Here is a 15,544-nt window from a genome sequence, read left to right as displayed (position 1 = left end):
AAAGAAGAGGAGGGCCCGATGGAGGGTCCAGAGATCACATACGCCGAGGCTGTTATCGATAACGGCCGGTTCGGTACCCGAAAGATCCGGTTCGAAACCGGACGTCTCGCCAAGCAGGCCGCCGGATCGGTGACTGCCTACTTGGATGACGAGACCACCTTGTTGTCCACGACGACAGCAGGGAAAAACCCCAAGGACCAGTTCGACTTCTTCCCCTTGACGGTGGATGTCGAGGAGCGGATGTACGCCGCCGGCAAGATTCCCGGTAGCTTCTTCCGCCGTGAAGGTCGCCCGTCAACTGACGCGATCCTCACCTGCCGTCTGATCGACCGCCCGCTGCGCCCGACCTTCACCAAGGGCCTCCGCAACGAGGTTCAGGTGGTCATCACGGTCCTCTCGTTGAACCCGGACCACCAGTACGACGTCCTCGCTATCAACGCTGCGAGCGCGTCCACCCAGATTTCCGGACTGCCTTTCTCGGGGCCGGTCGGTGGGGTGCGAGTCTCCCTGATTGATGGTCAGTGGGTGGCTTTCCCGAATTTCAGTGACATTGAGCGTTCTTGCTTCGACATGGTTGTGGCTGGTCGGATCGTGTCCCAGGGCGCGACGGCTGCTGATGACGATGTGGCCATCATGATGGTGGAGGCTGAGGCCACCGATTCCACCTGGTACCTGGTCAAGAAGCAGGGTCGTCAGGCGCCGACCGAAGAGGTCGTGGCTGAGGGTCTTGAAGCCGCTAAGCGTTACATCGCGACGCTGTGCCGTGCGCAGGATGAACTGGCGGAGAAGAAGCGGGCCAAGGATGGGATCGCTCCGCTGGAGTTCCCGATCTTCCTGGACTATGAGCAGGACGCTTATGACGCGGTCGAGAAAGCTGCCGAGGAGTCGCTGCGGGATCTGCTGGCTATTGCTGGCAAGCAGGAGCGAGAGAGCAAGCTTGATGAGCTGAAGGATCAGCTCAAGGCTGACCTGGCCGGTGAAGGGACGCCGTTCGAGGGTCGGGAGAAAGAGATCTCCGCGGCGTACCGCTCGGTGCAGAAGAAGCTGGTCCGGGAGCGGATCCTGCGAGACAAGGTGCGCATTGACGGGCGTGGCTTGGCTGACATCCGCGCCTTGGGCGCTGAGGTCGAAGTGTTGCCCCGTGTGCACGGTTCAGCGATTTTCGAGCGTGGCGAGACCCAGATTATGGGTGTGACGACGTTGAACATGCTCCGGATGGAGCAGCAGCTGGACACGTTGTCGCCGGTGTCGCGTAAGCGGTACATGCACAACTACAACTTCCCGCCGTACAGCACTGGTGAGACCGGTCGGGTCGGTTCGCCGAAGCGCCGGGAGATTGGGCATGGCGCGCTTGCCGAGCGGGCGTTGATGCCGGTGCTGCCGTCCCGGGAGGAGTTCCCCTACGCGATCCGTCAGGTGTCCGAGGCGCTCGGCTCTAATGGGTCGACGTCAATGGGGTCGGTCTGTGCCTCCACGCTGTCGCTGCTGAACGCGGGTGTGCCGTTGCGCGCGCCGGTGGCAGGTATCGCGATGGGTCTGGTGTCGGCGCAGATCGATGGTGAGACGCAGTATGCGGCGCTCACGGACATCCTTGGTGCCGAGGACGCATTCGGTGACATGGACTTCAAGGTTGCTGGTACCCGCGAGTTCGTCACGGCGATTCAGCTGGACACCAAGCTGGATGGTATTCCGGCGTCGGTGCTGGCGGGGGCGTTGACGCAGGCCCGTGATGCTCGTCTGTACATCCTCGACGTGATGAACGAGGCCATCGATTCTCCAGATGAGATGAGCCCGTTTGCTCCTCGGGTGATCTCGGTGAAGGTGCCGGTCGACAAGATCGGTGAGGTCATTGGCCCGAAGGGCAAGATGATCAACCAGATCCAGGAAGACACCGGTGCAGACATCACCATTGAGGACGATGGCACGGTCTACATCGGCGCGACTGACGGCCCGTCGGCGGAAGCGGCTCGGACGGCGATCAACGCCATCGCCAACCCGACGATGCCGGAAATCGGCGAGCGTTTCCTGGGAACGGTCGTCAAGACGACCACCTTTGGTGCTTTTGTGTCGTTGTTGCCGGGTAAGGACGGCTTGCTGCATATCTCTGAGGTGCGCAAGTTGGTCGGCGGCAAGCGGATCGATTCGGTGGACGATGTGCTGTCGATCGGTCAGAAGGTCCAGGTCGAACTCAAGGAGATCGACCCGCGGGGCAAGCTGTCTCTGGCCGCGGTGCTGACTGAGGAGCAGCAGGCGGCTCTTGACGCTGGCGCTGCCGAGGACAGCGAGCGCCGTGGGCACCGTGGTGACCGTGAGCGGCGTGACTTTGGGGCGGAGCGCCGGGACCGCCGTCCGGCCCCTCGGGAGGCCGAGCCTGAGGTTGACGTTGCTGCGGACGTGGAGGAGTCAGCGGATGCCAATGGCTCTGGCGAGAGCCGGGAGCGTCGCAGTCGCGGCCGTCGCCGCCGTCCCCGTCGGGACAATGGCGATGCGACAGGTGCGTCGCAGGATTCTGCTGACGAGCAGGATGCCTGATCTGACGACGTGATCGCGAAGGCCTGGACATCAATGCGATGTCCAGGCCTTCGTTGTCGGGTCATATCAGGATGTGACGAAAGGCGTGATTCATTGAGGGTCAAAGGGGGCTGCTGTGTCGCAGGGGTGTGGGGGAGACGAGGCGAGCTTCCGGAGTAGTGCTGTGGCACAACAAGTTTGGCGGGATGATGGCGCTGAGGTGACCCATTCCTCCTTTACTGACGAGGGGGCCCCTGCCAGGGGCTTTGGCGTGGGGCGCGCATTGTTTCAGGGGTTACTTACCGATCACTGAAGTGTCGGTGACTAGTGATCGAACGTTTTCTTGCGGTGCATGGGTAAATAAATGGCGAAATGGTTGATGCAGGTTATTCTCAGTTCGCCTTAGGGTTGCGCTCAGTTACCTCGTTCGCAGGTGACATGAGGCAAGGAGAGACCCCGTGACCATTTCCCCCCGCAAGATGTCCCGTTCTCTCGCAGTTCTCGCCGTGGCTATCGGCGGCATCGGCATCGTGGCCCCGAGCGTCGCCTCGGCTGTCGACGGTGGCCGTGACGGCGCGGCACCAGTCACAGCTAAGGTCCCCACCTACGACGAGTTCTACAAGTCCACCTACCGGGACGCGGACGGCCAGTGGATCGTCGATGGCGACATGCCGATCAGTTCAGGGGCAGCGCTCAAAGCGTTCTATGGCAACGTGTTCAGTAAGACACAGAGTCAGCGGCTCATCGTCAACCAGGTCAACGGACGCGACGATGTGTGGTCGGCCCGTCAAGCACGTAACCTGACCTACTGCGTGAGCGACAAGTTTGGGTCAGACAAGCAGACGGTCATCGACGCGATGGAGGGTGGCGGCCAAATCTGGTCCGATGCCACCAGCGCCATCCGGTTTGTCTACGTCCCAGCGCAGGACAAGAGCTGCAACACCCGCAACACCAAGGTCGTCTTCTCGGTGGAGCCGGTCAGCTATGCGTCCTACATCGCTCGGTCCTTCTTCCCAAGCTCACCGAAGTCCCAGCGCAACATTCTCATCAACATGAACCAGTTTGGTTCGAGCAGCTGGCCGGTCAACAACATCTTGGCTCACGAAATGGGCCACATCCTCGGTCTGCGCCACGAGCACACCCGCCCTGAGGCCGGGACATGCTTCGAGGACAACAACTGGCGTCCGCTGACCCCGTATGACTCGTCGTCGATCATGCACTACCCGCAGTGCAATGGCACCTCCTCGGATCTGTCCTTCACCGAAACAGACGGTGAAGGCATCCGCACCCTGTACGGCGAGTGATCTGCTGGCGTCGTCGCCAGGACAGCGGCGATGCCATGAAAACCCATCGGATGGTGAGGGCCTCGGCTATGCCGGGGCCCTCACCGGCGTACGGAATTTCGTTCTGATGATGCCTGCGGGGCAGATGTGACAGCAGAGGCTGTCACCAGGACACTTGACCACTCTTTGACCTGACATGGACGAGTGAACAACTGATTCTTGGACAAGTGATGAAGAAATGGGGACACCGAGTTGAAGCTGTCAGACAGCTGTGATCCCTAAGGTGGCGGTCAGTCGTCCAGTTTCGGGACGACACGACCCTAGGAGAGACATCGTGGTCCCTTCCCCCCGCACCGTGTCCCGCTCTCTTGCCGCCGCCTCTGCCGCCGTCGTTGGGCTCTGCCTGGTCGTCCCCGGTATCGCCTCGGCCACTGGGAGCAGCGCCGCGCCCACCCCGCGCCCCAAGGCCCCGACATACCAGGATTTCTACAATTCAACCCATCGGGATGCCGATGGCCAGTGGATCGTCGACGGTGACACCCCGATGAAGTCCGCCCCAGCGCTGAAGAACTTCTTCAAACGCGTCACGTCACCTGACCTTCCCAGCGGCACCGACCGGCTGATCGTCAACCAGGTCAACGGCAAAGACGACGTATGGTCCGCCAGCCAAGTCGGCAACCTCACCTACTGCGTCAGCGACAAGTTCGGGCCCATCAAAGAAGACGTCGCCACCGCGATGCGCCAGGGAGGCGGCCTGTGGTCCGCCGCATCCAGCAAGATCCGGTTTGTCCATGACGCCACTCAAGACGCCACCTGCAGCACCGCCAACACCAAGGTCGTCTTCTCGGTCGAGCCGATCGCTAAAGCGCCATATATCGCCCGGGCGTTCTTCCCCAGCAGCGCCAAGAGCGAACGCAACATCCTCGTCAACCTCAGCGACTGGGGTAAGGGCAGTTGGGAAGCCAAGAACGTCCTTGGGCACGAGATGGGCCACATCCTCGGCCTGCGCCACGAGCACACCCGGCCCGAGGCTGGCAAGTGCTTCGAGGACAACAACTGGCGGCCGCTGACCCCCTACGATTCAGCGTCGATCATGCACTACCCGCACTGCAATGGCACCTCCAAGGAACTGTCCTTCACCGAGTCCGACGGGGTAGGCATCCGCAAGCTCTACGGCAAGTGAGATCCATCGCGATCACCACGGCGTGCTGCCCCGGCGGGGAACATCCCCGGGGCAGCACCACATCCGCCAGCGGCACGCTGACATCACTGGACGGTGCTGCGCTCAGCCAGCGCAGCACCGCCAGCTAGTCTCAGTCGAGTCGGCCGTACCTGCTCTTTGCTTTCTCCAGCGCCGAGACATATCCGGCCCGTCCGTACCCGTCTGCATCCGCCTCTGCTGGCACTGCCAGCAGACCCCGAGCGGCATTGACGTCAGCACATCCCTTCCGGTCCAGCCAGGCGTCCAGTCCGGCGATGAGGTCTGCGGTATATCCCTCACCCCGACGTATCAATGCGGACGTCGTCATCACCACATCCGCACCAGCCAACAGATATCGCACCACGTCATCGGGGCTATCCACCCCGGTGGAGCCAGCCAGTGACGCCGAGACACGACCTCGCAACGCGGCGATCCAGGTCTGTGGTAGTCGAGATTCTGTCGGGGAAGACAATTCCACCCCAGAGACCACCGACAACGCCTCACTGTCGATCTGCGGCTGAATCCACCGGTTAAACAACACCAGTCCGTCTGCACCGGCGTCGACCAATCGGCGAGCAAACGAACCAAATGCGCTGAAATACGGCGACAACTTCACCGACACCGGCACTGACACTGCGGCCTTGACCCGTTCGACGATCTCGAGATGACGATCCTCTACCACGGTCCCGGCGATAGTCACATCCCCCGGGATCAAGTAAACATTCACCTCGATCGCTGCTGCCCCGGCGTCCTGCAACTGCCGAGCGATATCCGCCCAGCTGCCCACCGTCGACCCGTTCAACGACGCGATCACTGGGACATCCACGGCCGCGGACGCCTGCTCGACCAATCTCACGTAATGCGTCGACAACCCCGACGATCCGGTCGGCACCGTCGGAAAATACGACAGCGACTCCGCGAAAGACTCTTCGTGAAGTTCTTCCAGCAGCACATCTCGTGCCGCTTCGTGACGCAGCTGCTCTTCAAACAGGGAATACAGGACCACCGCGCCCGCACCCCCCTCGGCGAGCCGACGTACGCCGGCAACGCTTTGACTCAACGGTCCAGCCGACGCGACCACCGGGTTGCGCAGATCCAGCCCGAGATACCGAGTCCGCAGATCAGCCATCGCTCAGCTCTCCTTCCGAGCGTCCGCCGCGAATGACTCCGCCCCGCGCGTGGCCATCTGCTCGTACTCTTCCCAACGCCGGGCAACCTGCTCCTGGCCCAATTCCAGCAAGCGTTCGGCCTCGGCCGGGTCGGCGCCGGCCAACATCCGGAACCGCAACTCGCCACCGTGATAGTCCCGCAAGGTGACTCGCGGACGCGGGCTGTCCAGCAAGAACGGGTTACGGTCTGCCATCCGCAGAATCGGGTTGTAGCGCATCAGAGGCCAATGCCCCGAGGCCACTGCCTTGTACTGCTGCTCCAGACCTAGACGCATGTCAATACCGTGAGCGATGCAGTGGCTATAAGCGATGATCAAGCTCGGCCCGTCATAGGCTTCGGCCTCCCGGAATGCCTTCAGCGTCTGCTGCGGATCGGCGCCCATCGCCACCCTGGCCACATACACATGGCCATACGCGGTGGCCTGCAACGCCAAATCCTTCTTGGCCGTGGTCTTGCCCGCCGCAGCGAACTTAGCTACCGCACCCAGCGGGGTTGACTTGCTGGACTGTCCGCCAGTGTTCGAATAGACCTCGGTGTCCATCACCAGCACGTTGACATTGCGGCCGGAGGCCAGCACGTGGTCCAGTCCACCCGAGCCGATGTCATAGGCCCACCCGTCACCACCGACGATCCACACCGACCGGCGTACCAGATGATCCACCACTGACACCAGATCCTGCACCGCGACACCATCCAGATCGTCCAGCCGCTCTCGCAACTGTGCGACCCGCGCTTGCTGGGCGTGGATCTCATTTTCGCGTTCCTGGGGGGCGTCCAGGATCGCATCGACCAGGTCCTCCCCGATCTCAGCGCGCAACGATTGGAGGCGCTTGCGCGCCAAGCCAGCCTGCAAGTCGGCCGCCAATCGCATCCCCATCCCAAATTCGGCGTTGTCCTCAAACAACGAGTTACTCCACGCCGGTCCGCGCCCCGCTGAGTTCTTTGTCCACGGCGTGGTGGGCAGGTTACCGCCGTAAATCGACGAACACCCAGTCGCATTCGCCACCATCGCCCGGTCGCCAAACAACTGCGTCAACAACTTCAGGTACGGCGTCTCCCCGCACCCGCTGCATGCCCCAGAGAACTCAAACAACGGCTCCAAATATTGAATGCCACGCACGGTGCCAAAATCCACTTTGCTGCGGGTGTTAACCGGGATCGACTCGAAGAAGGCCACCTTCTCCCGCGCGGGCTCCCGATCCGGGACCGGCGCCAGGTTGATCGCCCGCCGATGGGGCTGATCGATGGGAGTCACCGGACACGCCTGCACACACAACCCACAACCGGTGCAGTCCTCGGCATACACCTGCAAGGTGTAATGCTCGCCAGGAATGCCTGCAGCATTCAACGGGGCCGTTTCAAATCCCTCCGGTGCACCGTCCAGATGTTTCCCGCGATACCGTTTTGCCCGCAGCACTGCATGGGGACACACCATCGAGCAGTTGCCGCACTGAATGCACTCCTGCGGATCCCATACCGCGATGATCTCCGAAATATTACGTTTCTCGAATGCGGTGGTGCCACTGGGATAGGTGCCATCCACCGGCAATGCCGATACCGGCAAGTCATCGCCGCGACCTGAGAGCATCGCTGCCGTGACATCTCGGACAAACTCTGGGGCATCCGAGGGCACCGGTGGCACCATCGGCACCGCGCCCCGGGCGACCTCCGGCACATCAACCTGATGCAAAGCGCTGATCGAGGCATCGACCGCCGCCTCGTTTCGGGCCACCACCTCAGCGCCACGGCGACCGTAGGTCTTCCGGATGGAGGTCTTCACTGCCGCGATGGCGTCCTCCCTGGGCATCACCCCGGAGATCGCGAAGAAACATGTCTGCAACACCGTATTGGTTCGACCGGCCAGACCAGCCTCTCGCGCCACCGCTGTCGCATCAACGACGTACAACTGCAGGCCTTTGGCGACGATGCCGTCCTGCAACGGCCGCGGTAACCGGTCCCACACCTCATCGACCGGGAACGGTGCGTTCAACAACAAGGTGCCACCGGGCTCGGCGTACTCCAAGACATCGACCCGCTCCGCGATCGACAGATGGTGGCAACCCACAAACCGGGCATGACGCACCAGGTACGGCGCTTGAATGGGCGCCGGACCGAATCGCAAATGGGAGACCGTACGGGAACCCGATTTCTTCGAGTCGTAGACAAAATACCCTTGCGCATATGTCCCCGGACGAGACCCAAGAATCTTGATGGTGTTTTTGTTGGCTCCGACTGTACCGTCACTGCCCAAGCCGTAGAACACCGCCGCAACGGTCCCCTCCGGCATGATGTCCGGCTCCGGGCCGACCGACAACGACAAATGAGTCACATCGTCGGTGATTCCGACCGTAAATCGCGGCCGTGGCGAGCTCGATGCCAGCTCGGCGAAGATCGCCTGCACCATAGCCGGAGTAAATTCTTTGCTGGACAAGCCATACCGGCCGCCCACAATCAACGGCATCGTGGACCGCTGCCCCCGCGACACGGCCTCACCCATGGCAGCGACCACATCAAGGAACAACGGCTCACCCAACGAACCTGGCTCTTTGGTGCGGTCCAAGACCGCCACCCGTCGTACCGACTCCGGCATCGCCGCAATCAGCTCCTCCGCCGGGAACGGGCGGTACAACCTGACCTGCAATACCCCCACTTTGGCGCCCTCAGCGCAGGCTCGCTGCACCGTTTCCGCCGCTGTTTGTGCGCCCGACCCCATCACCACGACGACGTCTTGGGCATCCGGGGCACCGATGTATTCCACCAAATGGTAGGAACGGCCAGTGCGCGCAGCGAGCTCATCCATAGCCTGCTGAGTGATCTGCGGCACCGCATGGTAGAACGTGTTCGCTGTTTCCCGGGACTGGAAATAGGTGTCCGGGTTTTGCGCCGTACCCCGAATGAATGGATGCTCTGGAGACAGGGCCCGACCCCGATGCGCCCGCACCAGATCGGTAGGCACCAAGTGGCGCAAATCGTCATCACTCAACATCTCGACGGTGTTGAGTTCATGGCTAGTGCGGAAACCATCGAAGAAATGGATAAATGGCACCCGGGAGCGCAAGGTCGCCAACTGAGATACCAGTGCCATATCGTGAGCTTCCTGCACTGATGCGCTGGACAACAGGGCCCACCCGGTCTGCCGGACCGCCATGACGTCCTGGTGATCACCGAAGATCGACAACCCCTGCGTTGCCAATGACCGCGCCGCCACATGGATGACAGCGCTGGTCAACTCGCCAGCGATCTTGTACATATTCGGGATCATCAACAACAGACCCTGGCTGGCAGTGAACGTCGTGCTCAACGCCCCCGCCTGCAAAGCCCCATGGGTGGCGCCCGCAGCCCCACCTTCAGACTGCATCTCCACCACCGAGGGCACCGTGCCCCACACATTGGTGCGTCCCTGCGCCGCCCACTCGTCGGCCAGCTCGGCCATCGTCGAACTTGGCGTGATCGGGTAGATAGAGCACAGCTCGTTGAGGCGATAGGCCACCGAGGCTGCTGCCTCGTTTCCGTCCATGATTGCCCTGGTCATCACAGCAGTCCTCCCGCGCGCACGTCGTCAGCGCTAGCTCCCGGGCGCACCGGCCCGACACATCCTGGCCCGGTCAACGGGATATCTGGTCTTCCTTCGGGCACCATGTCGATCGCATGGACCGGACATTGCTCATAGCAGGTGCCACACCCGGTGCATCGGTCATAGTCATAGCGGTACCGGTGGCCCTTACCGAGTTTGATGACCGCCTTCTCCGGACACGAGCCCAAGCATCCGTCGCACTCGATGCAGTTGCCGCAGGACAGACACCGCTGCGCTTCAAACATGGCCTGCTCGGCATCCAAGCCGCCGACGACCTCGTCGAAGGCGGACACCCGGGCGTCGGGGTCCAGTTCGGGTTGGGCTCGCCGCGTGAAATCACCGAAATACCACAGATGTAGGTCGTCGAGGTGGACGACCGGATGCTTCGGGGCACGTTCGTCACGCACCGAGTTGAGCCAGGCGTCGATGCTGCGGGCCGCACGCTTGCCATGACCCACCCCGATGGTGACCGTCCGTTCGGAGGGGACAGCGTCGCCACCGGCGAAGATCCCTGGTACGTCGGTCATTAAGGTCACCGGGTCAACCTGCACCACGTCATCGTCAAATCGCATCCCCGGGATGGACCGCAAGAAATCGCTGTCCGTCTCTTGACCCAAGGCCAGGATCACCGTGTCTGCGGCCAGTTTTTCGTAGCGGCCAGTACCTCGGGCCCGTCCGTGATCATCGAGCTCCATGATCTCCACCGTCAGGTCCTCGTCGACCTCGGTGATGGTGCGCAGCCAATTCATCCGCACCCCTTCACGCTCGGCCTCTGCGGCCTCCTCAGCGTGCGCGGGCATCTGCTCGGCGGTACGGCGGTAGACGATCATCGTCTCGGTGGCTCCCAGCCGACGAGCCACCCGCGCAGCATCCATGGCGGTGTTGCCAGCGCCATACACCGCGACCCGGCGACCCATGACGGGGCGTTCACCACTCGCAACGGTGCGCAGGAAACTGACCGCGTCCACGACTTTTTCCGCGTCTTGCGCTGGCAGGTCGATCTTCTTGCTCAAGTGGGCGCCAATGGCCACGAAGACGGCATCGAATTCGCCATCTCGCTGCTCAGCGACGAGATCTTTCACCGGGTGGTCGGTGATGATGCGCACGCCCATCCGCACCAATCGACCGATCTCCCCGTCGAGGACATCGCGGGGGAGCCGATACTCGGGGATGCCGTATCGCATCATGCCCCCGGGCAGCGGCGAGCTGTCATGGATGTGCACCTCGTGCCCCAGCCGCGCCAGATGGTACGCCGCAGACAGTCCAGATGGTCCCGCGCCCACCACCAAGACGCGCCGTCCAGACGGTGTGGGTGGGGGTGGATAGTCCCAGCCCTCGGCCAACGCTAGGTCACCCAGATAGCGTTCCACTCCGTGGATGGAAATCGAGCTGTCGAGATCGGCGCGGTTGCAAGCGTTTTCACAAGGGTGATAGCAGACACGGCCGTGGATCGCCGGGAACGGGTTATCGCGGGTCAACTGGAGCCAAGCCTCATGGGCTTGGCCCTCTTTCACCAGTCGCAGCCACTCCTGGATGTTTTCCCCAGCCGGACAAGCGTTGTTGCATGGTGGCAGGAGGTCCACATACACCGGCATCCTCGAACGGACTGGGGCAACCCGGCCCGATGCCTGACTGAGGTCGGGCAATTTGGTGATGTCGCGGCGGGACAAGGACATGCGGGCACCTCGCTGTGCAATTCGACTCGGCCTAGGCGCAGGCTAGCTTCGAGTTCATCGGATCATCAGGGACTTTCCGCCCGCGTTGGTCAGTGACGCAAGAGGGCGCGTACCGCGGCAGAGACCACCCGGTCGACCGTGGTGTCGGTGGCGGTCGGGACACCCACCGGTTCGTCGACCAGGACGACGTACGCCGTCGCCGCGTTGAGTACTGCTTTCTGCCCGGAGGTGAAATGTGGCCATCCGGCGCGCAGCGCCCCCAGGTCACCGGCACGGGTTAACACCGACCCGATGGAGGCATCGGAGGTGCGGGCGTGGCGGGTGGCGGCGACGTACAGCTCGTGGAGCCGAGCACTCTCTTCTTCACCCCAGGGGCGGGCCCAGGGCTGGAGCTCTGGCCAGAGCGTGCCCAGCTCGTCGGCGAATCGTCGGATGTCCCGGTCCTCGGACAGCGCGAGCGGCGGCTGTGTGTCGGACAGGCTGGGCATCTTACACCTCGAAGGTCTGGGAATAGCGATGGGACGACAATGAATTTTGAGAAGCGAGAACAACTTTCGTCCGATCATAGGCAACGTCGATGAACGTCGGGAATATTCCCTGGGAACCCGCGGGAGTATTCCCCAGCGGCGAGACCCGATCTGAGGCCTCCTAGGCTGGGGGGGTGAGTGAGACACCAGCAGTGATCCCTGTCGCCGTGATCGGAGCCTCTGGACGGATGGGCTCCACCGTGTGCGCCGCCGTCCGTGCTGCCGACGACCTCAAACTCGTCGGCACCTTTGACGCCGGTGACGACCTCGGCGACCTCGGCGGTGCGGCCGTCGCCGTCGAGTTCAGCGTCCCCGATGCCACTGTCGACAACGTCGTGCACTGCCTTTCCCGCGGCGTGCACGTCGTCGTGGGCACGACGGGTTGGGATGCCGCCGCCCTGGATCGTGTCCGGGGCGAGATCGACCGGGCCCGACACGATGACGGTAGCGATCTCGGTGTCCTGATCGCCCCGAATTTCGCCATCGGTGCTCTGCTGATGATGTCGTTCGCCCGCACTGCCGCTCGGTTCTACGAATCTGTAGAGATCGTCGAACTTCATCACCCCCAGAAAGTCGATGCGCCCTCCGGGACCGCTGCCCGCACCGCTCAACTCATCGCCGCAGCCCGCGACGAAGCCGGACTAGGTCCGGTCCCGGACGCCACCACTAGTGACCCTGGTGGTGCTCGTGGCGCCGACATTGATGGCATCCACGTGCATGGGGTGCGGCTGCGCGGTTATATCGCTCACCAGGAGGTGCTGTTCGGTGCCGACGGGGAGGGGCTGACTGTGCGTCACGACAGCTTCGACCGGGTCAGTTTCATGCCGGGAGTTCTCGCGGGCGTCCGCGGGGTCGCGGCGCATCCGGGTCTGACCGTCGGCTTGGAGCACTACCTCGGCCTGGACTGACTTTCTGCCCTGATCACACTGTCAGCTACTGGGGTGGGTACGACGAGGGGGCGTCCTGACAGATGTCAGAACGCCCCCTCGTGATGTCCGGCTAGGCCGGGATCAGGCCTACCTGGTCAACAGCATCGGGCTTTCGGGTTGCGGTCCATCTCGGCGTATTTGTCGCGCCAGAACTGTTTTTCCGAAGGCACTGGTTGGTCGGGGTGATGCCGCTGCAGGTGGTCGACGTAACGCTCGTAGGCGTCTGCACCGGTCACTCCGCGCCAGAACCATCCCAAAGTGCTCACCGCCTGGCGGCCGCGGACCCACAGGTCCCGACCAGAGACGGCGTTCAATGGTGCGCCTTGACCGGCGTCGGATCCAGACCCGCTGCTTTCCACTCAGCGAGGACTTCCTTCTCCAGCGCGGTGGGCACGAACGACGCTGGCGCGAAGATCCGACTCGGCGTCGCTGGCTCTTCGCTGGTGTGGAACTCTTTGCGGGAGAAGGCCTTCCACGCAGCGATCACTGCCGTCACAAAGACCACCAGCACCAGCGCCGCATACATCACCGACAAGGTGCCTTGAATGAAGGTATTAGTGATGACTTGATCGATCTGGGATGCTGTCTTGGCGTCCCCGAAGACGGTTTTGCCTGCTGCTTTGGCATCCTTCGCGGCCTGATGCAACGCCCAGTAGCCGATCGAGGTGTTATCCGAGAAGATTTTCTGGAATGACGCAGTCTGGGTGACGATCAGCAACCACACCAACGGCAAGCCTGGAACCCAGGCGTACTTGGCTTTGCCCATTCGGACCACGATGGCGAAGCACACACACAAGGCGATGCAGGCGAGCAGCTGGTTGGCGATACCAAACAGCGGATACAACGTTTTGATGCCGCCCAGTGGGTCCGTGATGCCCATGTAGAGCAGCCCGCCCCATCCCATCACCACAATGAGTGAACATACCCATGCGCCAACTCGCCACGAGGGGTCGGAGAATCGTTCCAATGCGGGAAGTTTCCACGCCTTGCCCAAGGCCCCAATCGCATCGGAAAACATGAACCGGGCGACTCGGGTGCCAGCGTCGATCGTGGTGAGGATGAACAACGCCTCGAACATCACCGCGAAGTGATACCAGAATGCCTTGTTGCCCAGCAGCGCGATGACAGGCACCTTGTGCATCACGTCAGCCATGCCCATGGCCAACGTGGGGGCGCCTCCGGTGCGGGAGACGATCGAGCGTTCTCCGACGTCCTTCGCGGCTTGCGAGAACAAGGATGCATCAACGTCAGGCAGCGGAGCCCCGCCAGGGCCGGTCAAGTGCAGACCATTGACATACTGCGCCGCGCTCTGCGGGGATGGCGCAGGGAGCCCCGCCGGGGTGACCTGTCCCATTGAGGTCGCTGCCGCTGAGGCGTTCATTCCGAAATACAGGTGCTGATCGAGGATGGACGCCGCCACCAAAGCCATGATTGCCACGAACGACTCCGTGAGCATTCCGCCGTACCCGATGACTCGGGCCTGGCGTTCTTTCTCCACCATTTTAGGTGTGGTCCCTGAACTGATCAGCGCATGGAAGCCAGAAATGGCACCGCACGCGATGGTGATGAACAGGAAGGGGAACAAGTCACCAGCAAAAGCCGGACCCTTGCCTGTCGAAGCGAACGATGTCGTCGCTGGCATCTGAATCATGGGACCGACCGCGATGATGCCCACCGCCAGCAGCACGATCGTGCCGACCTTCATGAAGGTTGACAGGTAGTCGCGCGGGGCCAGTAGCAACCACACCGGTAGCACCGATGCGATAAATCCGTACGCCGCCAACCACAAGGCCAGCGATGACCCGGACAGTCGCAGCACCTCAGCGAAGGAGGAATCTGCGACGTACTTGCCCCCGATGATCGAGGCCAACAAAAGGGCTACCCCGATCAGTGATACCTCATTGACTTTGCCTGGCCGCAGGTATCGCAGATAGACGCCCATAAACAATGCGATCGGAATGGTGCAGGCGATGGAGAAGACAGCCCAGGGGCTTTCTGCCATTGCGCCGATCATGACGACGCCGAGCACTGCGATCAGGATGATCATGATGGACAGCACTCCGACGATGGCTGCCCAGCCGCCGATGGGACCCAACTCGTCGCGGGCCATCTGCCCCAGTGAGCGGCCGTGACGACGCATCGAGAAATGCAACACCATGTAGTCCTGCACAGCCCCGGCCAGGATCACGCCAAGAATGATCCACAGGGTCCCTGGGAGATATCCCATCTGGGCAGCAAGGATGGGACCTACCAGCGGTCCTGCTCCAGCGATCGCCGCGAAATGATGCCCGAAGAGGACTCGGCGGTCCGTGGGCATGAAGTCTTTGCCGTTGTCGAAGACCTCAGCGGGAGTGGCCCGCCGGTCGTCCGGCTCCAAGATCTTGTTTTCGATGAACTTCGCATAGAAGCGCAACGCGATCAGATAACTTCCGACGGCGGCGAAGACAAACCAGCGTGAACTGATCTCCTCACCGCGGACGAATGCGATCATCACCCAGCCAGTCGCGGCCAGGAGGGCACAGAGGGCCAGATAGACCTTGGTGCGCCCGGACATTCGCTCAGGTTCTCTGACGGCGATGGGGGGTAGAGCGGGATCGTTGACGATCTTCCGCTCCGGAACTGAGGTGTCGACAGCCATGGTCGTTCCTTCGTCGGGGCAGATTCAACGGACGT

10 protein-coding genes are annotated in these 15,544 nt (G+C 62.3%); 4 read left to right on the top strand and 6 right to left on the bottom strand.

Translation table 11 applies throughout. From position 1 onward, the window contains the following. The first annotated feature begins 18 nt into the window (after window positions 1-18). The 3 genes from KEM60_RS13175 (at window position 19) to KEM60_RS13165 (ending at window position 4,977) form a co-directional block, all read left to right on the top strand. A complete protein-coding gene (locus KEM60_RS13175; protein WP_219108028.1) occupies window positions 19-2,532 on the top strand; it encodes a polyribonucleotide nucleotidyltransferase in 2,514 nt (837 codons plus the stop codon). 437 nt (window positions 2,533-2,969) lie between these two features. After that, window positions 2,970-3,815: a M57 family metalloprotease gene (locus KEM60_RS13170; protein WP_255574620.1), complete on the top strand. Its 846-nt coding sequence runs from the start codon at window positions 2,970-2,972 to the stop codon at window positions 3,813-3,815. A 313-nt stretch (window positions 3,816-4,128) separates the two neighbouring features. Further along, window positions 4,129-4,977: a matrixin family metalloprotease gene (locus KEM60_RS13165; RefSeq protein ID WP_255574619.1), complete on the top strand. Its 849-nt coding sequence runs from the start codon at window positions 4,129-4,131 to the stop codon at window positions 4,975-4,977. A 130-nt stretch (window positions 4,978-5,107) separates the two neighbouring features. Here the strand turns inward: KEM60_RS13165 and KEM60_RS13160 are convergent, their stop codons facing one another. The 4 genes from KEM60_RS13160 to KEM60_RS13145 all read right to left on the bottom strand — a co-directional run bounded on the left by KEM60_RS13160 (window position 5,108) and on the right by KEM60_RS13145 (window position 11,903). Then, entirely contained in the window at window positions 5,108-6,124 is a 1,017-nt protein-coding gene (locus tag KEM60_RS13160; RefSeq protein WP_219108027.1) for a dihydroorotate dehydrogenase-like protein, read from the bottom strand. A 3-nt stretch (window positions 6,125-6,127) separates the two neighbouring features. After that, window positions 6,128-9,697 (bottom strand): pyruvate:ferredoxin (flavodoxin) oxidoreductase, encoded by a 3,570-nt coding sequence (gene nifJ, locus KEM60_RS13155; RefSeq protein ID WP_219108026.1) that lies wholly within the window; start codon window positions 9,695-9,697, stop codon window positions 6,128-6,130. Beyond that, complete coding sequence (locus tag KEM60_RS13150) at window positions 9,697-11,415, bottom strand: NAD(P)-binding protein (RefSeq protein WP_219108025.1); 1,719 nt, start codon at window positions 11,413-11,415, stop codon at window positions 9,697-9,699. The genes nifJ and KEM60_RS13150 overlap by 1 nt, the downstream gene beginning before the upstream one ends. A gap of 89 nt (window positions 11,416-11,504) precedes the next feature. Next, the gene (locus tag KEM60_RS13145) at window positions 11,505-11,903 is read right to left on the bottom strand and encodes a hypothetical protein (RefSeq protein ID WP_219108024.1); all 399 of its coding nucleotides are present in this window, start codon (window positions 11,901-11,903) and stop codon (window positions 11,505-11,507) included. 227 nt (window positions 11,904-12,130) lie between these two features. Between KEM60_RS13145 and dapB the strand changes: the two genes are divergently transcribed. Next, the gene (gene dapB / locus KEM60_RS13140) at window positions 12,131-12,850 is read left to right on the top strand and encodes a 4-hydroxy-tetrahydrodipicolinate reductase (protein WP_370626374.1); all 720 of its coding nucleotides are present in this window, start codon (window positions 12,131-12,133) and stop codon (window positions 12,848-12,850) included. Between the two features lie 116 nt (window positions 12,851-12,966). Here dapB and KEM60_RS13135 read toward each other — a convergent pair whose 3' ends face one another. After that, on the bottom strand, window positions 12,967-13,185 hold the full coding sequence (locus KEM60_RS13135; protein ID WP_255574618.1) for a YbdD/YjiX family protein: 219 nt from the start codon (window positions 13,183-13,185) through the stop codon (window positions 12,967-12,969). Then, complete coding sequence (locus KEM60_RS13130; RefSeq protein ID WP_219108022.1) at window positions 13,182-15,509, bottom strand: carbon starvation CstA family protein; 2,328 nt, start codon at window positions 15,507-15,509, stop codon at window positions 13,182-13,184. The genes KEM60_RS13135 and KEM60_RS13130 overlap by 4 nt, the downstream gene beginning before the upstream one ends. Between the last annotated feature and the right edge of the window lie 35 nt (window positions 15,510-15,544).

Source organism: Austwickia sp. TVS 96-490-7B, assembly GCF_019331795.1.
GTDB lineage: Bacteria > Actinomycetota > Actinomycetes > Actinomycetales > Dermatophilaceae > Austwickia.
Note: the sequence above shows the minus strand (reverse complement) of the source record. Positions and strands in the feature narration are given on the sequence as shown.

Bases quoted from the DNA above. Each gene is read 5' to 3' on its own strand.
- KEM60_RS13175 (WP_219108028.1), top strand. From the start codon at position 19: ATGGAGGGTCCAGAGATCACATACGCCGAGGCTGTTATCGATAACGGC.
- nifJ (WP_219108026.1), bottom strand. From the start codon at position 9,697: ATGACCAGGGCAATCATGGACGGAAACGAGGCAGCAGCCTCGGTGGCC.
- dapB (WP_370626374.1), top strand. From the start codon at position 12,131: ATGGGCTCCACCGTGTGCGCCGCCGTCCGTGCTGCCGACGACCTCAAA.
- KEM60_RS13130 (WP_219108022.1), bottom strand. From the start codon at position 15,509: ATGGCTGTCGACACCTCAGTTCCGGAGCGGAAGATCGTCAACGATCCC.
- KEM60_RS13145 (WP_219108024.1), bottom strand. From the start codon at position 11,903: ATGCCCAGCCTGTCCGACACACAGCCGCCGCTCGCGCTGTCCGAGGAC.
- KEM60_RS13160 (WP_219108027.1), bottom strand. From the start codon at position 6,124: ATGGCTGATCTGCGGACTCGGTATCTCGGGCTGGATCTGCGCAACCCG.
- KEM60_RS13150 (WP_219108025.1), bottom strand. From the start codon at position 11,415: ATGTCCTTGTCCCGCCGCGACATCACCAAATTGCCCGACCTCAGTCAG.